Origin of the sequence: Sphingomonas sp. CL5.1 (assembly GCF_013344685.1) — a bacterium.
Classification (GTDB): Bacteria; Pseudomonadota; Alphaproteobacteria; order Sphingomonadales; family Sphingomonadaceae; genus Sphingomonas.
Genome location: NZ_CP050137.1, coordinates 2692707 through 2715874, shown reverse-complemented (window position 1 = coordinate 2715874; position 23168 = coordinate 2692707). Strand labels below are relative to the sequence as shown.

At 64.6% G+C, this 23168-nt stretch carries 15 protein-coding genes and 1 pseudogene; 2 read left to right on the top strand and 14 right to left on the bottom strand.

Annotated features, from left to right (window positions below):
* Nucleotides 1–5 precede the first annotated feature (5 nt).
* The 3 genes from F9288_RS13170 to F9288_RS13160 form a co-directional block, all read right to left on the bottom strand.
* The gene (locus F9288_RS13170; RefSeq protein ID WP_174837207.1) at nt 6–1397 is read right to left on the bottom strand and encodes an APC family permease; all 1392 of its coding nucleotides are present in this window, start codon (nt 1395–1397) and stop codon (nt 6–8) included.
* A complete protein-coding gene (locus F9288_RS13165; RefSeq protein WP_217482515.1) occupies nt 1397–3592 on the bottom strand; it encodes a TonB-dependent receptor in 2196 nt (731 codons plus the stop codon). The genes F9288_RS13170 and F9288_RS13165 overlap by 1 nt, the downstream gene beginning before the upstream one ends.
* Nucleotides 3593–3887: 295 nt before the next feature.
* Nucleotides 3888–5270, bottom strand: a complete 1383-nt coding sequence (locus F9288_RS13160; RefSeq protein ID WP_254621202.1) for an aspartate aminotransferase family protein — start codon at nt 5268–5270, stop codon at nt 3888–3890.
* 112 nt (nt 5271–5382) lie between these two features.
* Here F9288_RS13160 and F9288_RS13155 point away from each other — a divergent pair, with 112 nt between their 5' ends.
* Both F9288_RS13155 and F9288_RS13150 read left to right on the top strand, forming a co-directional pair.
* Nucleotides 5383–6030: a TetR/AcrR family transcriptional regulator gene (locus F9288_RS13155; protein WP_174837204.1), complete on the top strand. Its 648-nt coding sequence runs from the start codon at nt 5383–5385 to the stop codon at nt 6028–6030.
* 340 nt (nt 6031–6370) lie between these two features.
* A pseudogene (locus tag F9288_RS13150) lies at nt 6371–6598 on the top strand (transposase); the annotation flags it as partial.
* Nucleotides 6599–6653: 55 nt separating this feature from the next.
* On the opposite strand, the gene F9288_RS13145 reads toward F9288_RS13150, so the two are convergent.
* The 11 genes from F9288_RS13145 to F9288_RS13095 form a co-directional block, all read right to left on the bottom strand.
* Nucleotides 6654–8072, bottom strand: a complete 1419-nt coding sequence (locus F9288_RS13145) for an NAD-dependent succinate-semialdehyde dehydrogenase (RefSeq protein WP_217482655.1) — start codon at nt 8070–8072, stop codon at nt 6654–6656.
* A gap of 47 nt (nt 8073–8119) precedes the next feature.
* Complete coding sequence (gabT, locus tag F9288_RS13140) at nt 8120–9397, bottom strand: 4-aminobutyrate--2-oxoglutarate transaminase (protein WP_174837202.1); 1278 nt, start codon at nt 9395–9397, stop codon at nt 8120–8122.
* 9 nt (nt 9398–9406) lie between these two features.
* Nucleotides 9407–10585 (bottom strand): MFS transporter, encoded by a 1179-nt coding sequence (locus F9288_RS13135; RefSeq protein ID WP_217482514.1) that lies wholly within the window; start codon nt 10583–10585, stop codon nt 9407–9409.
* On the bottom strand, nt 10582–12687 hold the full coding sequence (locus F9288_RS13130; RefSeq protein WP_174837200.1) for a hypothetical protein: 2106 nt from the start codon (nt 12685–12687) through the stop codon (nt 10582–10584). Before F9288_RS13130 ends, F9288_RS13135 begins: the two co-directional genes overlap by 4 nt.
* Nucleotides 12684–14162: a sulfotransferase gene (locus F9288_RS13125; RefSeq protein WP_174837199.1), complete on the bottom strand. Its 1479-nt coding sequence runs from the start codon at nt 14160–14162 to the stop codon at nt 12684–12686. Before F9288_RS13125 ends, F9288_RS13130 begins: the two co-directional genes overlap by 4 nt.
* On the bottom strand, nt 14162–16522 hold the full coding sequence (locus tag F9288_RS13120) for a TonB-dependent receptor (protein WP_174837198.1): 2361 nt from the start codon (nt 16520–16522) through the stop codon (nt 14162–14164). The genes F9288_RS13125 and F9288_RS13120 overlap by 1 nt, the downstream gene beginning before the upstream one ends.
* A gap of 22 nt (nt 16523–16544) precedes the next feature.
* The gene (locus F9288_RS13115) at nt 16545–17420 is read right to left on the bottom strand and encodes a carbon-nitrogen hydrolase family protein (RefSeq protein ID WP_174837197.1); all 876 of its coding nucleotides are present in this window, start codon (nt 17418–17420) and stop codon (nt 16545–16547) included.
* 98 nt (nt 17421–17518) lie between these two features.
* Nucleotides 17519–19306, bottom strand: a complete 1788-nt coding sequence (locus F9288_RS13110; protein WP_174837196.1) for a PLP-dependent aminotransferase family protein — start codon at nt 19304–19306, stop codon at nt 17519–17521.
* 561 nt (nt 19307–19867) lie between these two features.
* Nucleotides 19868–21091 carry an FAD-binding oxidoreductase gene (locus F9288_RS13105; RefSeq protein ID WP_174837195.1) on the bottom strand — a complete coding sequence of 408 codons (1224 nt, stop codon included), beginning with the start codon at nt 21089–21091 and terminating at the stop codon, nt 19868–19870.
* 85 nt (nt 21092–21176) lie between these two features.
* Complete coding sequence (locus F9288_RS13100) at nt 21177–21734, bottom strand: bacterioferritin (protein WP_174837194.1); 558 nt, start codon at nt 21732–21734, stop codon at nt 21177–21179.
* Between the two features lie 224 nt (nt 21735–21958).
* Nucleotides 21959–23116, bottom strand: coding sequence for a dipeptidase (locus F9288_RS13095; protein WP_174837193.1), 1158 nt, complete (start codon nt 23114–23116; stop codon nt 21959–21961).
* Between the last annotated feature and the right edge of the window lie 52 nt (nt 23117–23168).

Sequence of the window (23168 nt, the reverse complement as noted above, 5' to 3'; positions counted from 1 at the left end):
TGAGCTTAGGTTGAGGCGCTCCTGATTCGTGTCGTCAGAATAAAGGCGACGCCCACCGTCATCCAGCAAAGGCCTGCAATCTTGGCGGTCGTCTGGGCATTGATCAGCACATAAGCGATGATGACGAAGCCGCAGAGCGGCGCGACAAGATGGCGCGGCCAGTCTCTGCTGCGACGGCGGATCGTGAAGTGGGTGATGACCGATAGGTGTAAGGCCAGGAAGCCGGTCAAGGCGCCGAAGTTAACCATCGAAGTCAGCAGTTCGAGGTGATCAACCAGGCATGTCCCGAGGACAAGCGTGACCACCGCGATCAGTATAATTGCGTAGTGGGGAACACGCCGCGTGACGCTCACGCGAGCCAGGATTCGCGGCAATTTGCCGTCACGTGCCATGCTGTAGATGAGCCGCGACGTGGCGATTTGAGTATTCAAGGCGCATGGCATGGCGGTCAGAAACACGCCGAGAATCGATACGACAAACCGGAATCGCATCCCGCCAACCGTCTGCGCAATCGCATAGAATGCCGTGTCAGCTTGCGCGCCGGGCGCGAAGGCTTCGCGATTCAGGACGAAGAGCGACGCAAGATAGGTCTGCCCCATGAACAGGACCGTAGTGAGAAGTAGCGACAGCAGCGTCGCGTTGCCGACAGACCGGGCGCCGCCCTTGGCCTCCTCGGCCAGTGTGGAAATGGCGTCGAAGCCGAGAAAGCTGAGGACTGCCAGAGACAAGGCGCCGAGAACCGCTCGGGAAGAAACCTTTTGCGGGTCGTAGAGAGGGGCCCAGCTAAGGTGAGCGCCGTTCATGCCGTGAGCGAGCGCTATCAGGCCCAGGATGACGAACACCGCCAGTAGAATCAGTTGTACGGTCAGCAATACCGCGCCCAGCCGCGCGGTGTCTTCGATGCCAAGCAGGCTTATTGCCGTATTGAGCACGACAAAGAGCATGACCAGCAGCGGCTTTGGAATCGCGGGGATGACGGAATGTACAGCGACCGCACAGATCACGAAGAGCAATGTCGGAGAGAGCAGGTAATCGAGCAACAAGGTCCAGCCGGCAAGGAAGCCGGCAGTCTCTCCGACGCCGCCGGCAACATAGGCGTAGACCGAGCCGGAGGTTGGAAAGGCTGCCGACATCGTTGCATAGCTGAGCGCGGTGAACGACATGGCGACAAAGCCGACCGCATAAACCAGCGGAACCATTCCGTGGCTGGCGTTGAAAACAAAGCCGAAGGTGCTCCATGGCCCGGTCGGCGTGATGATGAGCAGGCCGTAGACAAGCAGGTCCCAGAAACTGAGGGAACGCTTTAGGGCGTGCTGAGAGTCGGCCGGGCTGTCTCCCAATGCAGGCGCCGCAGCGCGAGCCTGCGCAGGAACGACATCCGACCTCCCCACATCCATCAGTTGAACTGCCGCTCGATACCCATGCCGATCGTCATCGGCTGATTGCTCGAGACGCGGTTAAATGTCGGCAGATTGATCGAGAGCGATGGATTGTTGCTGATCCATGCCTTCTTGTTCATGGCGTTATTGTCGAACAGATAGAAGTTCCAGAGCCCCTTGGTGACCCCGATCCTCAGATTCACCAGGCCGTAGGCGGGCAGATGATTGATCCCGTAAGTCGCATCAATGCGGCTGCCAACGTAATCGTATGAAGCTCTTGAATTGAGGCTCCAGCCGCCTGCTATCCCCTTTACGTAGCTGAGTGCCGCGCTGCCGCTCCACCGCGCGACATTCTGTACCGGATCACCGGCATGGAGACCGGCCTCCGTTACATTCTGCGTCAGATGTGCATCGGTGTAGGCAATATTCCCCGAAAGCGACAGTCCGGGCGTCAGGACCAGCCGCGTTTCGAGTTCCGCACCCCACACCGCGGCCGTGCCTGCATTGTCGGTGAACGGGAAGCCGCATGTCAGCGGGATATATTGCTGAATATTCTTCCAGTTTTCATGATAGACAGCCACGTTCACCAGCAGGCGATTTGATGGATTGAATTTCCCGCCCAGCTCATAGCTCCACACCTCGTCAGGGCCGTATTCAGTGGGAGCTGCCGTTCTGCCGAGCGCATGAAGGGAATTCAGGCAATTGGCTCCCTGAATTGTCTCCGGATTGCTCGGCACCGGTTCGTTGGCCGAGCCGGGTCGAAAGCCTTTTGCGACGTTGGCGTAAACCATCAGGTCGCTTCGCGCCTGGTAAGACAGATTGAATTTGGGATTGAACCCTGAATTGCTCGCCGCGCCAGTGTCGGACGCCGATGCATCCGAGCCGGTCTGCGACCCATAGCCAGATGTTGATGTATGGACCGACGTATCGTAGGAATAATATCTGAGACCGGTTGTAAACTTCAGCTTGTCTGTGAAATTATACGATATTTCGCCGAAACCAGCAATTTGCCTTATATCGATATTCTGATGGAATGAAAAATTGTTCTTGGTCCCGAATATCGGTACGGTCTCCGGGGTAACGTCGCTCATGATCGTCGTGAATCGATACTTGCTATAAAATGCTCCGAGGAGCCACTGGAATTTTCCAGATCCCTGAGATGTCAGGCGAAGCTCTTCCGAAAATTGCCTAGTTTTATCTATTTCCTGAAAGCTGCTCGGGCCCAGGCCACCGTCGGAGGAGTAGACGCTGGGAAGGCCAAAACCAAGTTGAACGTTTTCGCTGGAGTCCTGAACCGCATTTTGTGTCCGGTTCCAGTTCGCCGTCACTGACGTGACGTCAAAACCGTTGAAACGGTAGGTGATTGGAACTTCAAAGCTGAGGAATTTATCCGAGAATGGCTCCGGAATATTGAACGCCTCATAGTGCGCAGGTGTGCCGGGGTCGCTGTCGAATGTGCTGGGGCCGCCCTGATTCATCTTCTGCCAGAAGGCGGACGGGGTTATGCTGAGCCGGTCCGTCGGCTTGAAGAGCATGGACGCGCGAACGCCGTAGAGCTGAACGTCGTTTACATCGCGATAGCTGCCCTGGACCGGCGCCGACAGCATGTCACCCCGCTTGGCGCCCCCATCGGTCGCTACTGGGAAGTCCCCGACGACAATGCGATCGATCCATCCGCTCGTGCGGGCTTCGGAGCCCACCACCCGCAGAGCCAGAACGTCCTGAACCACGGGAAGGTTAACCATAGCGTTTTCGGTGTGGTTGAAGCCACCGCCGTCGGTACCGGACAGAACAACTTGCGCCGAAGCCTGATAGGCATTGGGGTCCGGCTTGTTGGTTACGAGGCGAATGGTGCCGCCCATGGAACCGGATCCGTACAGAGTGCCCTGAGGCCCGCGCAAGACTTCGATCCGATTGAGGTCGTAGAGGTTCGGATCAATCGTGACCTTGCCATTCTGAGCCCCGGCCGGAGCTGTCAACGGCGTGTCGTCCAGATAAAAGCCTACCGTGGGCGATGAGCCGCCGCTGGAACTGAGGCCGCGCATCTCGAATTCCGTCTGGCCCGGGCCGCTGGATTTCATCGAAACCCCCGGGATTTCGGCCACCATGTCGGAAACACTGGTCACGCCGCGCGCGAGGAGATCCTTGCCGCTGAATGCCGATATTGCGGCGGGGATCTTCTGGACGGTCGAGGCGCGCTTCGTCGCAGTCACTACGATATCCTGGTCAGTCGTGACAGTCGGGTTGTTGTCCGATCGCGCCGGAGCTCCCTCAGCCGCGGCTGCAGGAAGTGGCAACAATCCAAGCAAGGAGATCGCCGTTCCGCGATACAGACGGGTCCGAATACCAAAAGTAGTCGCCACTGTAGCCCCCTGTTCGTTGTGAGTTTGGAGAAGAAATGACCTGCAAGTGATGGTGGCATCGGGAGATGCGCTGACTGAGGTCCGACGCATTTCGAGTGTCACGGATAGGCAATGTGATCGGTTGAGCGACGATACGAGCTGCGATCTATCCAGCGCTCATCGCCTGCTCCCACTGATGGAGCGTGCGGTCGAGGCGGTCGACGATTTCTTCAATCTGCTCGGAGGTCACCGTGTAGGCCGGGGAGACCCACATCGGTAGCCCGCGCTTGATCACGGGTCGACGGTTTGCACCATAGAGCGTCGAATAGAAGACCAGACCATTCGAGAGCGCGATCTCCTGAAAGCGCTGCTCAGCACCCGCCTCCGGCGGGAAATAGGAGCGATCTTCAGCGTTCTGGACAAGTTCGAGCACCATGAAGAGGCCCCAGCCTCGCACGTCGGCGACCGTTGGATGTCGCCGCAGGCGTTCTGCGTGTGAAAAGAGCTGCGCGCCGCGCTCGTTCACTCGCTCGAGTAATCCCTCATCTCTGATTGCGTCGATCGTGGCGACACCGGATGCCGCGGCGACAGGATTGCCGCCGCTGGTGAAGCCGTGAATGAACGGCGTTCCGGCCTTGAACGGCTCGTTGACCTTGTCGCTGACCGTGACGGCACCGAGTGGCAGGTAGCCGCTGTTGATACCCTTGGCGAAGGTCATGATGTCGGGAATGACATCGAAGTGCTCCATGCCGCACCACTTGCCCGTGCGACCAAAGCCCGTAACGACCTCGTCGGAAATGAGCAGCACGTCGTTTTCGTCGCAGATGCGCCGAATCTCGCGCCAATAGATCGCGGGGGGCACCGTACCGTAATCCGGTCCGCTGCCGTGCGGTGTGGCAATGAAAGCTGCCACGGAATCTGCGCCCTCATAGCTGATGATTTCATCAAGCTTCCGCGCCGTCGCGATGGCCCAATCCTCGCGGCTCATGTTGGCGGGGCGGGTATAGTCACTATATTGATTGAACTTCGGCCACTGGCTGATCATCGGCTCATAACGGCCCACCGTGCCAGGATTGCCGGATAGCGACATCGTGGCTAGGGTCATCCCGTGATAGGCGTCATAGTTGCTGATGATCTTGTATTTTCCCGGTCGACCAGCGGCGAGTTGATACTGACGCGCGATCTTGACCGCCGTCTCGACGGCCTCGGATCCACCCGACACCAGATAGCTGGTGTTGAGATCGCCGGGCGTGATCGAAGCGATTGCCTTGCAAAGTTCGGCGCGCGGCCGATTGGCCAGGGTCGGATGAGCATAAGCGAACTTGTCGAGTTGAGATGCGATGGCGGCCTTGACCCGGGGATGGCCGTGTCCAAGGTTGACGCAGAACGGGCCGCCCGTGGCGTCGATGTAGCGATTTCCCTGGGTGTCAAAGATGTACAAGCCCTCCGCTCGATCGATTTCCGGGCTGAACGGATGATATGAGAAGGCGCGGGCCCAATCGCCTTCAGGCGCAAGCGGACCATAGTTGGTGGAAATGTGATGATTCATGTCGAGCACCGCCAGTGCAAGAGGTGGGAATTAGGGAAAGCGCGCGCCTAATGTGGCACTGAGTTACCCATAATTGACACCCAGTGTCAACCGTCAGGAAGAGAGAATCCGCATGGGCCAACAGAATCAATTACGGCGTCGGATTGCGGGATGCGCGCTGGAGCTTTTTGACCGCCAGGGCTTTGCCGCGACGTCCGTGGACCAGATCGCCGCCGCGGCGGGTGTGTCGCGCCGGACGTTCTTTCGCCATTTTCCCCGCAAGGAATCCGTCATCCTGTTTGAACAGGAACTGTATCGTACCAACTGGCGGGAGCGACTCGCTGACAGACCACCGAACGCTTCGACGTTCGATCTCTTCGTTACGGGCGCGCGTCAGGTCATTCTCTGGGCCGCCAGGGACAGAGCGCGACGCGACCTTCGGGCCCGAATGATCCGCTCTACCCCGGCACTCGCCTCGGTGGAGCGTGACGCGGACGCCGAAATCGCCCAGATGTTCGCCGATGCCTACGGTGCGGAACTGGGCGGTCGGCCGCAGGACCGGGTTCGTGCGAGCATCGTCGGAGCAGCCTTGATCGCCGCGATCAACGCGGTGGATGCCGAATGTCTCGATCCGGAAAGCGCGGTCGAGCTGTTTGACAAAGCGGTGCGCGGCATTGTCAACGGCGGTGATGCTATTTCGGATTCATCCGTTGTCGTGGTTCTCCGCGCTCCCTCATCCCTCTCGAACGAAGACATTATCGCGCGCTTGGAGCGTTCGTGAACGCCAGCCTCATGCTGCTCCGCAAAGATCAGGACGCATTAACGATCCACGCTTCGTAGACAAAGGTCGACGGCATGACTTGGCTTTGATTCAAGGCTGGCTTTGGAGTCCAGCTCGGGCGAGCGGATCGGGTTGCCGGTTGATGAGTAGGCGCTGATCAAGCCGTTGTTGCCGGCCGGGCGTGGCTGCGCTGCCAGTCGAGTACGGCAAGTTTCCGCCGTTACCGGCGCTGGGCTAGCAGCGGCGTATTGGATGCCATCCTTGAGACGTTGCCCGAGGTAGTAAAACGAGATCGCAGCGCCGACGTTATCGGCCGTCCCTAGGTGTGCAGACCTAGGCCGCGTTCGCCGCCGCCATCGACGACGCGAGCCGGTTCAGGCGATCCCGGACCACCGGCGCCTACTTCGGTCTTGTCCCGCACCGGCACCAGTTCGGCGAACTCGACTGGATCGGGCGAATCACCAAGCAGGGCGACGGCACGGTCCGCAAGCTCCTCTACGAGGTAGCTAATTCGATCCTGACCCGCACCAGGCAGGGCTTCGCGCTGAAGAGCGGGGCGCTCAGGATCCAGCCAGTTCGCATCGCAGGACAATCGTCGCTTTTATCCCGAAAGTGCTCTATATTCATGATATTCCGACACTGAGATATTTGATCTCCAGATAATCCTCGATCCCATATCGTGAACCTTCGCGACCGATACCTGATTCCTTAACCCCGCCGAACGGCGCGACTTCCGTCGAGATGATGCCGGTATTGATGCCCACGATGCCATATTCCAGCGCCTCGGCGACGCGCCACACGCGTTTCAGGTCGCGCGCGTAAAAATAGGCGGCGAGGCCAAAGCGCGTGTCATTGGCCTGCGCGATAACGCCGCTCTCGTCCTCGAACCGGAACACCGGGGCGAGCGGGCCAAACGTTTCCTCGCGCGCGACAGTCATCGCGGCGGTGACACCGGTGAGCAACGTCGGCTCGAAAAAGGTGCCGCCAAGCGTCGAGCGTTCGCCGCCGCACACCAATGTCGCGCCCTTGCCGACCGCGTCAGCGATATGCCGCTCGACCTTCTCCACCGCAGCCGCGTCGATCAGCGGGCCGATATCGGTGCCCGCCACCGCGCCGTCGCCAACCTTCAGCGCCCGCACCGCCTCTGTCAGCCGTGCGACGAAAGCGTCGTGGACACCTGCCTGCACATAGAGCCGGTTGGCGCAGACGCAGGTCTGCCCCGCATTGCGGTATTTGGACGCGATCGCACCCTTCACCGCCTGATCGAGATCGGCGTCGTCGAACACGATGAAAGGCGCGTTTCCGCCTAGTTCCAGCCCGAGCTTCTTCACCGTATCGGCGGACTGACGATAGAGCAGCTTGCCGATCTCGGTCGAGCCGGTGAAGGACAGCTTCCGCACAACCGGATTGGCGGTCATCTCGCCGCCCATCGCCGCCGCGTCGGAGGTCGGCAGGATGCTGAGCAGGCCGACGGGCAGACCGGCTTCCTCCGCCAGCACCGCCAGCGCCAGCGCGGAGAGTGGCGTCTGCTCGGCCGGCTTGACGACGATGCCGCATCCGGCGGCCAATGCCGGCGCGACCTTGCGCGTTATCATCGCCGCCGGGAAATTCCACGGGGTGATCGCGGCGACCACGCCCACCGGCTGCTTCAGGACGAGGATGCGCTGGTCTGCGACATGCGCCGGGATGATGTCGCCATAGGCGCGCTTCCCTTCCTCCGCGAACCATTCGATGAACGACGCGGCATAAGCGATCTCGCCCCGGCTCTCGGCCAACGGCTTGCCCTGCTCGGCGGTCATCAGGGCCGCGAGTTCGTCCTGATGCGCCATCATCAGATCGAACCAGCGCCGGAGGATGGCCGCCCGCGCCTTGGCGGGAGTGGCCGCCCAGGCAGGCATCGTGGCGGCGGCGAGATCGATCGCCTGCCGCGTCTCGGCGACGCCCATGTCGGCGACGTCGGCGATCACCGCGCCGTTTGCGGGGTTGGTCACGGGGAAGCGCTGGCCGCTCCCTGTCCAACGGCCGCCGACGAAAGCGTCCATGCGCAGCAGATCGGGGCGTGCGAGCTTCAGCGTGGCAGATGCGGTGCTCATAGCGAAGTGAGCGCCTGTTCCAGAATGTCCATGCCTTCATCGATGATGGCGTCGGATGCGGTCAACGGCATCAGCAGCCGGATCGTCTCGCCATGTATCCCGCAACTCAACAGCACCAGCCCCAGTTCCAGCGCGCGTGCCGTCACCCGCTTCGCCGCCGCGCCGTCGGGCGCGTCGCCGCCGCGCTCGGTTAGCAGATCGAAGGCGACCATCGCGCCGGGACCGCGCACATGGCCGATCGGCAGCAGGTCGTTGCGCCGGGCGAAGCGGCCCAGGGTGGCCCGCAGCCGCTCGCCAATCGCATCGGCCCGCGCGCAGAGCTTTTCCTCCTCGATCACGTCGAGCACGGCGAGCGCGGCGGCGCAGGCGACCGGCGATCCGGCATAGGTTCCACCCAGTCCGCCGGGCTGCACGGCGTCCATGATTCCGGCGCGGCCGATCACCCCCGACAAGGGGAAGCCGCCGCCCAGCGACTTGGCGACCGTCAGCAGGTCCGGCTCGATCCCGCCATGCTCGATCCCGAACATCCTGCCGGTGCGCGCGAAGCCGGTCTGCACCTCGTCCGCGATCAGGACGATGCCATGCTCGTCGCAGATGCGACGCAAGACCGCGAGCAATGCGGGCGGCGCGGTGTGGAAGCCCCCCTCCCCCTGCACCGGCTCGACGATCATCGCGGCGACACGCGACGGCTCGATATCCGCCGCGAACAGCAGATTGAGCGCGCGCAGGCTGTCCTCCACGCCGACGCCGTAATGCGCGATCGGGAACGGCAGGTGATAGACCTCGCCCGGCAGTGGCCCGAAGCTGCGCTTGTAGGGCAGCACCTTGCCGGTCATCGCCATGGTCAGCATCGTGCGGCCGTGGAACCCACCGCCGAACGCGATGACGCCCGACCGGCCGGTCGCGGCACGCGCGATCTTCACCGCATTCTCCACCGCCTCTGCGCCGGTAGTGAACAGGATCGTCCGGGCCGGGCCGTCGAACGGCGCGAGCGCGTTGAGCCGCTCGGCCAACTCGACATAGGGCGCATAGGCCATCACCTGAAAAGCGGTGTGCGTGTACCGATCGAGCTGGTCACGCACCGCCGCCATCACGCGCGGATGGCGGTGGCCGACGTTAAGCACGGCGATGCCGCCCGCGAAATCGATATAACGGCGGCCCTCAACATCCCAGATCTCGGCGTTTCCGGCGCGATCGGCGAATACGGGGGTAGCCGTGGCGACGCCCTGCGGTACCGCGTCCGCGCGGCGCGCGAGCAGGTTGCTGTTGTCCATCTGATTACCTCATTGTGTGGAAAGAATGGCGCGTTGCCGCCGGTCGAGCAGCAGCGCCGGAAAAAGGGCCGCCACGCCGCTCGCCGCGAGCAGCAGCACGGCGACGTCGATCACCACCGGATAGCCGCCGTGATCGAGCAGGAAGCCGGAGAGCAGGGGCCCGCTCGCCAGCCCCATCTTGGACATGAAGCCGCCCAGCGCCGCCGTCCGCCCGACCTTGTCGAACGCGGCGGCGAGGCCAAGCAGATAGGGGATGGCGAACGCCCAGAGGATCGCGGTGCCGATGTTGGCTGCGATATAGACGGCGGGGATATCCGAGCGATGAAAGGCAGCGGTGACGAACACCGTCACCGCGATCGAGATGGCGATGGGCTTCGTCCTGCCGAAGCGTGTCCCGATCACGATCACCAGGACGGACCCGATCGCGCCCAGCCAGTTCGCCGTGCCGAGCGTCGGCCCGATCACATCCTGGCTCAGCCCCGCATTGCGCCCGAGGGCGATGATGAAGGCGGCCAGCCCCATGTTGCCGGCCTGGAACAGCAGGATCGCGGCTGCGGTGGCGAGGAGCGGTTTCCAGGCGATCGGGATTGTGGGCGCGCCGCCCTGCGCCGGCGCCTCGATCGGATAATCGGGCAGGAAAGGCAGCATGGCCAGTGCAACGGCGCTGAAGGCGGCGAGCGCGAGGAACAGGATCGCGGTGCCGTAAACCGGCACCAGCGGCGGCAGCGCCCACAGCCCGATGCCGCCGATGCCGAACTGCACCACCAGCAGCATCCCGAACACCCGATCGGGAAAGCGCGTCCGCGCGATCACGGCGAAGGCGACGCCGACCAGCAGGCCGCCGATCATCCCGTGGCACAGCCGCAATACCGTCAGCAAAGGCACGGAGGTGATGCGGGTCGAGATCAAATCGACCGCGATCATCCCGCACAAGGCGGCGGTGGCGGCGATGCGCCAGCGCAGATGCCGGATCAGGAACACCGCGGCCAGCGCCCCCGCGGCCGCACCATAGACGTTGGCCGAGGCGATCAGGCCCGCGCTCGACGGCTTGATGCCCAGCCCGTCCGAAAGGCCGGTGACGAGAGCGGCCATGATGTTGACGTAGAACAGGCCGGCGGTCGCGAGGAACGAGAGCACCACGGCCGCCGCCAGCCCGTCGGGCGCGACGCGAGGCAGGCGCGCGCTCATCGGCATCCTCCATCCTTCGTGACCAGCGCGGGGATCGCCGCGCCCCAATCCCAGTGGTTGCTATCCCCGAAGCTGTAGAACAGCGTGTCCTCCGGCAGCATCGCCACCGAAATCCCGCCATAACCGGACATGGCCGGCGCCCATGACGGCACCGCGCAGCCGAGCTTCGGCGCAATATCGCGTGCCCAGAAGCCCGCGCGATAGCGATAGGCGGGGAAGCCCGCGACTTTGCCGCCGCCGGCTGGCGCGCGCTGCATCGCCGCATCGAGCAGGCGCCGGTCGAGCAACCCATCCGCCCCTTTCATCAGCCACAGCGCAATGCGGGCGATATCGTCGGGCTGATAGGTCAGGCCCCAGCCGACGAACGGCTGCGCGGCCGCATCCTCCGTGCGGCGCGTGGTGGACAGTGTGGGGCTGAGCTTCAGCCGATCCCACAGCGGGCGCATCACATCGTCGTAGAGGTCCGCCTTCTCACCCCGTTTCGCACGCAGCGCATCGGCCATCGCGGTGCCGAGCAGATAGGTGTCGGACGTGTGATACACCCAGGTCGTGCCCGGCGCGGCCTTGCGCGGGTAGAAGGTGCAGGCGAAGTGGATCTTCGCCGCATGATCGGCGGGATCGAAGAAACGCGCCATCGAGGGATCGTCCTCATCGGCCTGATAGGCGGTCGAGCGGTAATGGCCGGTCGTCATGTCGAGCGCATTTTCGAGCGTCACATCGGCCCAGCCTTTCGCGGCTGCGCAGGCTGGGACGTGCGCGGCAACGGTTTCGGCTGCCGTCCCCGGCCACAGATTCCCCATCCGCATCAGCGCGACCGCGCCGAACACCGATTTGGCGGTGGAATAGGATGGCAGGTCGATCACGTCGCACGCCGGATAATCGCCGTGCCGGGTGACACAGGCGCTGCGGTAATGCACGCCGCCGATCACCGCGCCATAGACGGTCGGTTCCGGCCCGGCGGCGGTGGCGAGCGCGGCGGCGACGGCCGGAGGTAAATCCTCCAGCCGCTTCATCGGCAGGCGCGCGGCGTTCGTTTCCTCATGCGCGCGGATCAGCTCCGCCGCGCCCGCCACCGTGCCGGGCAGGTAGCGCGCGACGAGCAACCCCCAGGCGTCGAACTTGCGGTAAAGGCACGTCTCCCCGGCGATCTCGAACGCGGCATGGCTGATCGTGCCGTCCACGCCGAACAGGAAGGTCAGCATGCCGTTATGCGTGCAATTGGCGTTGCGCTCCTGCAGCGCGAAGGGCAACGCGGCGCGGGCGGTGCCGCCATCGCCCGGCTCCGACCAGACGCGGCCCGGCTCGACGATCCAGTTCCAGTCGGGATGGGTCGAGGGGATCAGCCCGCGCTGCGCCGGGAGCAGCACGTCGCCGGACTGCACCAGCGCGAGATCGAGATCGGGCAGCGAGCGGATCGTGTCGCCGCGCGCGAAGGCCGGGTCCTCGGCGATCATGCGGAAGCCCGTGGCGCGCGCGCCGGTCAGGCGAAGGCGCCCTTCCCAGCGCGCGATGGACTTGCCCGCGTCGGCGGCCGGCGCGAAGGCGGAAAGGTCGACCGGCCGCTCGAACGCGCCGCCCGCCGTCAGCATGGCGCGACCAAGCGCCCGGCGCGTCGGCGAGATATCGGCCAGCGCGACGCCGCTCACCGCGATATCGTCGAACCAGCAGGTCGCCCGTCCTCCGCGCGCGACGAGCCGCAGCGTCAATCCTCCGTCCACATCGGGCAGCGCGGCCCCTCCGGCGGTCAGCGTCACGCCGTCGGCCATCTTGCGGTCGATCGCAAAGATCGCAGCCCAGCTTCGCCCGCCGTCGCGTGAGGCTTCCGCAACGCACGCCGCCTGCGGATCGAGGCCGTCGCCGGCGATCTTCACCGTCACATACAGCCGTCGCATCCCGCGCACCGGCATTTCGGCCAGTGCGCTTGCGCCGGCGGTGAGGCGCATCGAGACATTGCCCTCAAAGCTGGTCAGCCGCACGTCGCCGCGTCCGCTGGCCTGCCACGGGGCGGCCGTGCCGTGCTGGAAATCGCTACGGAACAACTCCTCCGCCCCGGCCGTCCCCGACATGGCGAGCGCGAGCATGGCGACGAGCATCCGCCTCATGCGCGATGGTCCAGCGCGATCCCGGCGGCGGACAGCGCCACGGCCAGCGGGGCAAGCCCCTGCTCGTAGCGCCGCCAAAGGCCCACCGAGCGGTCATGGATCGGCATACGCACCTGCGCGGCGCTGGCGGTGGCGACCGGCGCGGGATTGGCGTGGAAGGCAAGGCACGCCTCCTCCCACTCCACCCCGCATCCCTCGATCAGCCGCCGGCTCTCGCCCGCCTGATCGGCGATCAGAGCCTCATAATCGATCTCGATCATCCGCCCCGGCAACGCGGCGCGCCAATGCGCCATCAGCCGCTCATAGGTGATGCGATAGGCGGCGAGGTCGTGGAGGTCGTAGCTGAACGGATAGCCCATCCGGAACAACGTCTTGAACATCGCGAAACAGCCATCCATCGCCCCGCGCCGGACATGGACGATCCGCGCTTCGGGAAGCGCCAGCGCGATCAGGCCGATGTAGAGGAAATTGAGCGGCGTCTTGTCGATCGCGAACGGCGCGTCCGGCGTGCGCCCGGCCGTCCGCGCGCGATAGGCGCGGCCCAGCGCGGCATGGTCCATCGCGGCGCTGCGGCGGATCAGATCGCCCTTGTCGCGCGCGCCGCGCGCCTGCGCGATCAGCGCCAGGGCGAAATCCTGAATCTCGCCGAGGCTCGTCACCCGGCTGTGGGAGGAAAGGATACGATCCACCAACGTGGTCCCGCTGCGCGGCAGGCCGAGGACGAAGATCGGCCCCGGCTCGCTCGACGGCGGGGGAGCATCGCGCAGAAGATCGGCCGGGAACGCGGCCGCGATCGCCTCCATCGTCGCCGCATCGTCCGCAACGCGGTAGGACAGGCGCGCGCGCCGGGCGGCGGCGGCGTCCTTCAGGTGGGCGAAGGCGGCATCGTATCGCCCCAGATCCTCCAGTTCCTTCGCCAACGCATGGCCAAGCGCGATCCGCGCCTCCGCATCGCCGCCGCTCTCCGCCAGCGCCGTTTCCAGCGCGGCGACGTGGTTGCGCTCCACCGTCGCACGGCGCAAGGTCGAGCGATTGGCCCAGGCGTCCCAGTCATCGGACCGGTCGGCGATCACCCGGTCGAACAGCGCCTCCGCCGCATCGAGCCGCCCCAGGGCGATCGACGCCGCCGCGAGATCGTAAAGCGCCCGCGTGTCGTTGGGCGATAGCGCCACGGCGCGGGCGCAGCACCGCTCCGCCTCGATCGGCCGCCCCATGTGACTATGAAATTCCGCGAGACGGAGAAGTCGGCGCGGATCGTCCCACGCCGCCGGTTCCAGCCCCGCAAGCGCCGCGCGCGCATCGGCGTAGCGGCCCTCGTGGACGGCGGCCTCCGCGCGCATCAGCCCGGCGTCGAAATCCGTCGGATGCGCCGCAAGCGCCGTCTCGACCAGCCGCGCCATGCCCGCCACATCCCCCGCGCGCTGGGCGCGCCGCGCCGCGGCCAGCAGTTCGGCTATCGGCGCGGGAACAGTCATCAGAAGCGGATATCGGCGGACAGGCCGATCGTGCGCGGCAGGCTGATCAGATCCTTCGATCCGTTGCCATAATAGCCCACCGCCGGATCGGTGCCCATATAGGCCTCGGTGAACCGCCCGGTGACGCCCGCCGCGTTGAACAGGTTCTTGCCGTAGATCGTCAGCGCGTAATTCCCCTTCCGAAGCGTCACGCCCGCGTTCCAGATCGAGAAGCCGGGCAGCCGCACATTGTATTTCGGCGAGGTGCTCACCGCGTTGCGCGTCGAGGATTGGTAGAAGCCGTCGCCGCGCAGCGTCAGGCTGGTGTCGTCGCCGAGGTCGAAGCTGTAGTCCGCGCTGCCAGTGATGATATGGTGCGCCGATCCCGGCAACTGATCCCCGTCGCGTCCGATCAGCACATGGCTGGGGTCGGGCGAGTAGAAATTGCGGGTCAGCTTGGCGTCCACATAGGTGTAGCCCAGCGCGTAATGCAGCCCGTGGATCCGCCCCTCGATCTGCGCCTCCAGCCCGGCCGAGCTTGCCTTGCCGCCGTTCTGCACGACATAGAAACCCCAGTTCGGCGTCGCGGTGTTGAGCTGGATATCCTTCCAGTCGATATAGAAGACGTCGAGGTTATAGGTCAGGCCGCCGGCCGATCCCTTCACACCGGCCTCGTAGTTGACGAGCGTATCCGCCTTGTAGGTCTGCCATGACGGGTCTTCGGCATAGCGGCCCACGATGGGCACCGCGTTCGATCCACCACGGCGATAGCCTTGCGAGACGGTGGCATAGGCCAGCCCGCGCTCGGCGAACTTCCATGAGAGGTTGCCCTTGAACAGCGGCTTGTCCTCGCTGGTCGGAAAATAGGCGTTGGTGGGCGAAGAGAGCGCCGTGTAGATCGGCACGTCCATCTGCGTGTTGTTGCGCGAGCGGTTCCAGAAATAACGCGCGCCGCCGGTCAGGTCGACGCTGGGCGTGACGTGCCAGGTCAATTCGCCGAAGATCGCGCGATCCCTGAACTTCTCATTGCGGCGATAAAAGAAATCCTGATCGCTCGTCACCACGCCGGGCATACCGGTCGCGGCGTCCCACCAGTTCTTGAACCCGCGCAGATAGCTGTCCTGCGATCCGAACAGGGTCTGGTCCTGATAATAAGCGCCGACCACATAGTCGAAGACCTTGCCCGGCTTAGACACCAGCCGCAGTTCCTGAATGAACGAGCGGTCGCGATAGCTGCGCACCGCCGACGCCATCGGGCGCGGATAATTGTAATAGAAGCTGAGGAACCCGGCCTGCGCATAGAAGCCGGTATTCTCGCTCACGCTGTCGCCCTCGTGATCGTACCATGAGGTGCTGGAGGTCAGCGTCGCGAAGCCCAGATCGACATTCGCTTCCAGCGCGACGGAATCGACATGGCGCGTCGAGGGTTCGAGCTGGACCGAACCGTTCTGGTAGCCGGTATAGGGCTGCCCCCACCCGTTCAGCCCGCGCGTGATCTGGCGCCGTCCGCCGACATCGTCACTCTGATGATTGTAGGTCAGGGTGAAATCCACCGCGTCGCTCGGCTGCCAGCGCGCGGCGATGCGGCCGTACCAGACATGGACGAAATCGGCATCCTTCACGCTGTGATATTCGGCGTCCGGCGCCAGCACGCCCTTGGGCGCGACCGGGATGCCGTTCTTGTCCAGCGTATAGACGTTCACATAATCGGTGATGCCCGGATAATGCTGCCGGCTGCCGACCATGCGGATCGCGAAACGGTCGCCGATCGGAATGTTGAGGATAACGTCGCCGTCATAGCCGACGCTACCCGATCCATCGACATGGCTCAACCCGGCGGTGACGCGCCCTTCGAACTTGCCGAGCACCGGCTTCTTCAGGATATACCGCACCGTGCCGCCCAGCGCGCCGGAGCCGTAGAGCGTGCCCTGCGGCCCGCGCAGCACCTCGACGCGTTCGAGGTCCTTCAGCAGATAGGCGGCGAACAATGGCGTATCGTTGACATAGGTGGAGACGGGCGACACCGCCGACACCGCATAGTCGCCCAGCGCCGCGCTATCGACGTTGACGCCTCGGATCGTCACCGTGTTGAGCACGCCCGCATTGCGCGCCCCGCGATCGACCACCGCGACGCCGGGGATCGAGCGCAGCAATTCCGCCTGATCGCGCGTCTTGTTGGCGTCGATCCGATCCCCGCCGACCGCCGAGATATTATAGGGGATGTCGATCGTGCGTTCCTCGCGCCGCGTTGCGGTGACGACGATATCGGCATCGGAGGCCGCCGCATCCGTCCGCTGCTGCGCGGCGACCGGCGACGACAGCGCCGCCAGCACGCCGGTGCAGGTGAGCGCGGTGGTGGTCCAGAGTGTCCTGCTTGTCATATCCTTAACCCCCTTGTCCTTGTTATTTTCTGTCGGTTGAAAGCGCGTCCGCCGTCGGCGGTTGCTCCAGCGGGCCGAGCGCCTGCCACGCCGGCGATGCCGCCGGGCCGCGCGCATAGGCCTCGAATATCTGCGGACCGTCGCGCAGGCTCTTGAGCGGCTGGCCCAGCCCGTGCCAGCCGCGCTCGCGGCAGCGGCGGACATGTGCGAGATCGAGGTCCACCGCGACGATCTCGCGGCCCGATCCCGCCTGATGGACCACTTCGCCTCCCGGCCCGGCGACCAGCGAGCGGCCATGGCCCAGATCGCCCGCGACATTGACAGATACGACATAGGCCTGGTTGGTCGCGGCCGCCGCGCGGACGATGGCCAGCTCCACGTCGCGGTCGATGGTGTTGGTCATTACCGGGTTGAGGATCACCTCCGCCCCGCGCCACGCCAGCGTACGGATCAGCTCGGGGAACCAGATGTCGTAGCAGATCGCCAGCCCGAACCGGCCGACGCCGGGCACGTCGAACACCGTGGCTTCCGCGCCGCCGGCGACGCCCTGCTCATAGGGATAGAAGGGATAGACCTTGCGGTGGCGCGCCACGACATGGCCATCCGGCGCGATGACGGTGGTGGTGTTGTAGATCGCATCGCCGTCGCGCTCGAACAGGGACCCGTTGACGAGCCACAGTCCGTTCTCCCGCGCCATCGCGACGAAAGCGTCCTCCGCCGGGCCGGGCAGTTGCTGTGCATGGGCGGTGGCGGGGCCGAAGCAGGAAAGCTCGCCCAGCACGACCATGTCGATCCAGCCGAAGCGCCGCCGGACGCCGCGCACCTCATCGGCGATGCGCGCGAGATTGTCGCCGCGCGGCAGATCGAGTTGCAACCCGGCAATCGCGAAATGGCTCATGTTCCTCCCCGACGCGTCTGATCCGTCGCCAGGGACAATGGTGCGGGCAGGCGCGGCGCAGCGATAGAGCCAGTTTTGCAGTTTTCATGGAGCCAGATTCAGGCACGGCTGATCAGCGCCCAGTCCACCACGCGATCGTCCGCGCCGATCCACTGGACCATGCCGCCTTCCACCGCGACGGCGAAGGAAGAGATTTCACCGTAGGACCAGCTTTGCCACTGGCGGCACCAGCGATCGCCCTCGGTCCACCAGCGGCCGGTATCGCGATCCTCGTCCTCATAGCCGGCGCGACCAGTCATCGTGCCGTCGGGCAGCAACAGGATGGTGCAAGGATCGCCGTAGATCGTGCGGCAGTCGAGCCGCGCGCCGCTCATCTTCTCGCGCAGGGCCCGGCCAGTCAGGATCGGCGGCGGCGCGGCGCGATTCCCGGCGACGTCGTTGAACGCGGCGGTCAGCGCGGCGATGCCCGGGCGGATGCGCTCCATCGGCAGGCTGGTGATGCCCAGCCGGAACAAGGCAGGCGGCGGCGTTTCCGCATAATAATGCTCGACCCGCTCGATCAGCACGCCACATCGTTCCGCCGCGCGCGCGAAATCCTCGACGTCCAGCCCGTCCGGGCCGCGCACCCACATGGTGGTGCCGCCGCGCAACGGCTGGATCGCGATCGCACGCGGCAGATAGTGGTTGAGCGCGTCGCGCAGCGCGATCTGTCGCGCGCGGAACTCGCGCCCCAGCCGCCGCATCATCGTGTCGTAATGACCGAGCGAGAGAAATTGCGCGGCGGCACGCTGGTTATTGGGCGGCGGCTGGCGCACCGACAGGCGGCGCAGTTCGCGCAGATGCGCGATCACCTCACGGTCCGCGACCATGAAGCCCAGCCGCAGCCCAGGATCGAGCACCTTGGCGAGGCCGGCGATATAGACCACGCGATTCCCGCCGGACATGCCGCGCATCGCGGGATAATCGCGGTCGAGATAATTGGTCTCGCACTCGAAATCGTCTTCGACGACGATCAGGTCGTGCGTATCGGCCAGCGCCAGCAGCGCCGAGCGGCGTTCGAGCGACAACGTCGCGCCGGTGGGAAGCTGGTGGCTGGGCGTCACCATCACCACATCGCAATCCGCCAGCGACGGGCCGGGGATCAGCCCGTCTCCGTCGACCAGCTGCGGCGCCACCGTTCCGCCCCGCGCCGCGACCAGCGCGCGCAATTCGGCAAGGCCCGGTTCCTCGATCGCTACCCGGCTTCCCTTGCGGCAGAACAGCTCCAGCGACAGCACCCGCGCATGCTGCGCGCCCAGCGTCAGCAATATCTCGTCGGGCCGCGCATAAATGCCGCGCCGGGGCAGGATCTTGGTCCGTATCTCCTCAACCAGCGCCGGATCGTCGTCGGCGATGCCGGACCATGACACGATCTGCCGCCGCTTGAGCGACAGGCTCGCCGCTTCGCGCCATTCGTCGGCGGGGAACAGGCTGTCGTCAAAACAGCCGTCGAGGAAGGGATAGGGATATTGCTGCCAGTTGGCCAGTCGCGGCTCCGGCAGGTTCGGCGGCGGCGGCAGACGGCGGCTCCACTGGAAATGGTCGGCCGGTGCGCGATCCGCGATCCCCGCGATGCCGCCGGAGCCATGGCGGGCGATAGCGAGATCGCCCGCGACGAACAGCCCGCTGCGATCGCGCGTGATGACATGGCCGTCTGCGACAAGCTGCTGATAGGCGATCGTCACCGTGTTCCGCGCCACCCCCAGCACCCGCGCCATCACGCGCGACGACGGCAGGCGATGCCCCGGCAGCCACGCTTGCGACAGGATCAGCGCGATCACTCCGGTGCGGATCTGATCCTGCAACGAGACGTCGCTGGCGCGATCGAGGACGAAGGAGGGGCGCATGGCGACATTGATGATATCAGGCGGTAGGTTGGCAAGCCGCGACGCCACCGATCGGGAAGAGCACGAACGGCCAATTACGGGAATAGTCGAGCGACCGCGCTGCCAAGAGCAATGCCCGCCCCGCGTACCAGTCGCTATATCGACGCGATGGGAACTCGCAAGAGATACGGACACTTGAACTATCGCCGATAACCACGCCAAGGCATGGGCCGCGCCGGGGCAAGGACAACGACTCGCAAATCCTCATCAGCCTGCCGAATCGATTCGGTTCCTATCTGATCGTCGAGCAAATCCATGTCTGCGGCACAAATGAACAGAAGAATGCTGCAAGCATCTGACCTTCCGGTAAGCATTCGCAGCAGCCTGCAATGCAAGTCTCACGAAATTAACGGCCTCCCGATATGAAGCGCCGAGCGGTAAATGGACAGCGCCAATCGGCGCACCGAGCGTGCCGCCAATCGCACAATGCCCGCCGCTGGGTGGTGGCGATGGCCTGCTCACGGTTCCTCCATAACGCGCCAACGGTGCTGGTGACGGCCTCGGGCGCCTATCGGTCGGGGACTATTGGTAGCTCGGGGTGCCCTCGTCCGTGCTGCTGGTGCTGGAAATCCCGTTGATCACCGCCGTCTGGCCGATGTGATGCGGGCCGAAGCGATAGGGATCGAAACACCCAGCATCCGCGTCTGGCTTCCCGTTCAGAGCGCCGGCCAGCAATTCGGTCGCCAGCGCGGCGAAGGTGATGCCGTTGCCGCCGAAACCGCTGGCGAGCCACAGGTGATCATATCCCCCTACCCTTCCGATCGCGGGCAAACCGTCGGGCGACGATCCGAAAGTGGCGGCCCAGGCGCAATCCATCGCGATCTCCGGCTTGGCCGCCATCGCTTCCAGCCTTGCACGGATCGCCCCGCTCTTCGCGGTTATCAACGCATCGCGTTGATGCGCGTCGGCGAAATCCTCATCCTCGCCTCCGACGATCACGCGGCCATCGCTGGTGGCGCGAGCATAGAGATAGGGAGACGAGGCCTCCCAGATCATCGCGTTCTCGCGCCACAACGGGGCACAGCCGGGCGGCGTGGCGATCGCATAGCTCGATCCGACGGTGAATTGCGGCGGCAAGAACCACTTCGCCCGCTCGTAGCCGGTGGCGAGAATGACGTCTCCCGCACATATGCTCGCGCCATCACCCATCCAGACCCTGATTGCATCACCGGCCGGTTCCAGCCGCGTCACATCGACCGGGAAGCAGGCTGCAGTGCCATGACGGCGGCTACGACTGAGCGATGCCAGCGTAAGCTTGACCGGATCCACCTCATAGCATCCCTGCGACAGCAGGGCGGCACGCGGCGCGATACCGAAGCGCGCGGCGACCGTGTCGCTATCGAGAAACTCCGTGGGCAACTTCGCCGTGCGCCGCACTCGTTTTTCGGTGCGCAACCCGGCTTCGTCCAGCAGCGTACCGGCCAGATAGAGTTCCGGCCGTGCTATCCAGCCGCACTCCAGTGACGAGGCTTTCTGTGCCAGACGCTGCACAGCAGCATAAACGCGTCGCCAGCGTCGCGCCGCTTCCGCAGCACCGATCCGCGCGGACAAGTGGGTCAAGGGCACGTCCGCAGCCCACATTACCAAGGCCGTAGAAGCGGCCGTGCTGCCGTGCGCGGGCGGGCGGCGATCGAGCAGCAACACGCGCCTTCCATCATCGGAAAGGCGCTCCGCCAGCATCGCGCCCATGACGCCTGCGCCGACGATAGCCACGTCGACGAAAGTGTCCGGCAGCTTGTCGCTCACCACGCACTCAATGTCGTCCGCCGACCAGCAGGGGCGTCCGCCGCGAAGGTCGCGGTTTTCCGTCAGTTCCACAACCCCTCCCAGGCTACTTCAGGAAAGGCTTCCCTTCGTGTGCAACCAGCAGATCGTGCATGTCGGAAGCGTGATCCTCTTCTTCGGCAAGGATATGCTCGAGCATCCGCCGTGTCGTCGGATCGTCATTGCCGAAATAGCGGATCAGCTCCTGATAATGCTCGATCACCAGCCGTTCAGCGACCAGATTGTCCTTCAGCATCTGAACGAGATCGCCGCCCTTGCCGTATTCGGTGGCGGAACGGCTCGCGAGACCCTCGGGATCGAGATCAGGGACGCCACCCAGCTGATCGATGCGTTCCGCCGCCATCAGCATATGGCGGTGTTCGCTCTCGGCATGTTCGACGAATTCCGCCGCGACGCTCTTGCTGGTGATGCCCTCGGCCGAAATGGCATGCATGCGATAGCGCAGGACGCAGACCAGTTCCGTCGCCACCACTATCTGGAGCAACTCGATCGTCTTTTCGGGATCGGCCTTGTAGCTGGAGACGACGGCGCCCTCGTCCAGCGACTGCTTCGCTCGCGCTCTCAATGTTTTAACGTCGGTGAGGAAAGCCGTATCGTCAGCCATGACATCGCCCTTTCGTTATCCTTGCGAAGCGCATGGAACGTTACGAGCAGCGACCGGCGATGTTCCTGTGGCGAGCGATTCTCAAATGACGATAGCCACCAGTGCATTATGCATTTCTACTCTTCTCAACCTCGCGTCTTCCATGCTGGTGAGGCCAACGCACCTTCACTCGATCGGCGAGGACAGCAACAATATTCAGGTCGCGTAACAATCGGCCATGCCCATCATGATTGCCTGGTCGAACGCCCCTTCCAGACCGCACCGAAGAGCCTCAGGAAGTTACCTCCGGCGAATGCGATCGTCTCCTGCTCGCCGTACCCACGTCGCAACAGCTCCGAAACCAGCAGCGGGATTTGCCGGTAGCTGGTCAGCACCGGCTTGTAGTTCGCATCCATATCCGTGCCGAGCGCCACGAATTCCGGGCCAACCGCGCGGCGCAGCGCGAATATTCGCTCGACATAGTCGTTCATCGTGGCCGCCCCGAAGCCGGACGGCCAGACGCCGATCACCCCGCCCTTCGCCGCGATCGCCTTCGCCAGCCCCGCGCTGATGAAGCGCGGATAGCGGTCCGTATCGCTGGCGAGGACGGTATGCGAGCACATCACCGGGTTGCAGGAGGTTTCGAGCACCCCCCGCGCGGTGTCTTCGGAGGCATGGGCCACATCGATCACCATGCCGAGCCGGTCCATCCCGCGCACGACCTCCCGCCCGAACGCGGTCAGCCCGCTCCTCGGCGGGGCCGTCTGGTTGTCGCCCAGTTCGTTGGGATGGTAATGCACCAGGGTGATTGCGCGCACCCCGTCGGCGAATGCCGTATCCAGATAGGATGCGTCGCCCGCGAGGAAATCGCCGCCCTCGACCGTGAGCAACGCCGCGATCCTCCCCTGGCGGTGCAGCCGCACGATATCCGCCGGCGTCAGCGCGATGCTCGCGCCGGCCTCGCCTACCCGCTTGCGGAGGTTGCGGATCTGGCGTTCATAGCTCGCCCGCGCCTCGCCGGGTCGGAACTCGCGCAACCATCCCATGGCGCCGTTGCGGGTGCCGAGTATCTCCACATCCGCAACGGCCGCAAAGCTTCCGCCCGCCATCCGGCCAGCACGCATGTCGCGGACCGCCTGTTCCTCCATCGGTCCGGCGGCCGCGATGGCGCGCACGTCCGGGGAGAGATCAATCGCATCGCGGGCGAAGGTGTCACCCGGATGCGCGTGGAGATCGATCGCCGGATACCGGGCAAGGAGATGCTCTGCCCGTTCGAGAAAAGCCGGATCGGGCGCGAATCCGAGCGGAGCATCGCCACCACCAGCGGTTGCCCTGACAGCGATTGCGGCCACCGCAATCCCGCCAGCCGTCAGAATCATCGTCCGCCGATCGACAAGTTTCATCACCCGCTCCGATATGAGTCTCCGGGTTTGTGCAAAATCCTACGGTTTCGGG

Bases quoted from the DNA above. Each gene is read 5' to 3' on its own strand.
- F9288_RS13170 (WP_174837207.1), bottom strand. From the start codon at position 1,397: ATGGATGTGGGGAGGTCGGATGTCGTTCCTGCGCAGGCTCGCGCTGCG.
- F9288_RS13160 (WP_254621202.1), bottom strand. From the start codon at position 5,270: ATGAATCATCACATTTCCACCAACTATGGTCCGCTTGCGCCTGAAGGC.
- F9288_RS13155 (WP_174837204.1), top strand. From the start codon at position 5,383: ATGGGCCAACAGAATCAATTACGGCGTCGGATTGCGGGATGCGCGCTG.
- F9288_RS13145 (WP_217482655.1), bottom strand. From the start codon at position 8,072: ATGGACGCTTTCGTCGGCGGCCGTTGGACAGGGAGCGGCCAGCGCTTC.
- gabT (WP_174837202.1), bottom strand. From the start codon at position 9,397: ATGGACAACAGCAACCTGCTCGCGCGCCGCGCGGACGCGGTACCGCAG.
- F9288_RS13135 (WP_217482514.1), bottom strand. From the start codon at position 10,585: ATGAGCGCGCGCCTGCCTCGCGTCGCGCCCGACGGGCTGGCGGCGGCC.
- F9288_RS13130 (WP_174837200.1), bottom strand. From the start codon at position 12,687: ATGAGGCGGATGCTCGTCGCCATGCTCGCGCTCGCCATGTCGGGGACG.
- F9288_RS13125 (WP_174837199.1), bottom strand. From the start codon at position 14,162: ATGACTGTTCCCGCGCCGATAGCCGAACTGCTGGCCGCGGCGCGGCGC.
- F9288_RS13120 (WP_174837198.1), bottom strand. From the start codon at position 16,522: ATGACAAGCAGGACACTCTGGACCACCACCGCGCTCACCTGCACCGGC.
- F9288_RS13115 (WP_174837197.1), bottom strand. From the start codon at position 17,420: ATGAGCCATTTCGCGATTGCCGGGTTGCAACTCGATCTGCCGCGCGGC.
- F9288_RS13110 (WP_174837196.1), bottom strand. From the start codon at position 19,306: ATGCGCCCCTCCTTCGTCCTCGATCGCGCCAGCGACGTCTCGTTGCAG.
- F9288_RS13100 (WP_174837194.1), bottom strand. From the start codon at position 21,734: ATGGCTGACGATACGGCTTTCCTCACCGACGTTAAAACATTGAGAGCG.
- F9288_RS13095 (WP_174837193.1), bottom strand. From the start codon at position 23,116: ATGAAACTTGTCGATCGGCGGACGATGATTCTGACGGCTGGCGGGATT.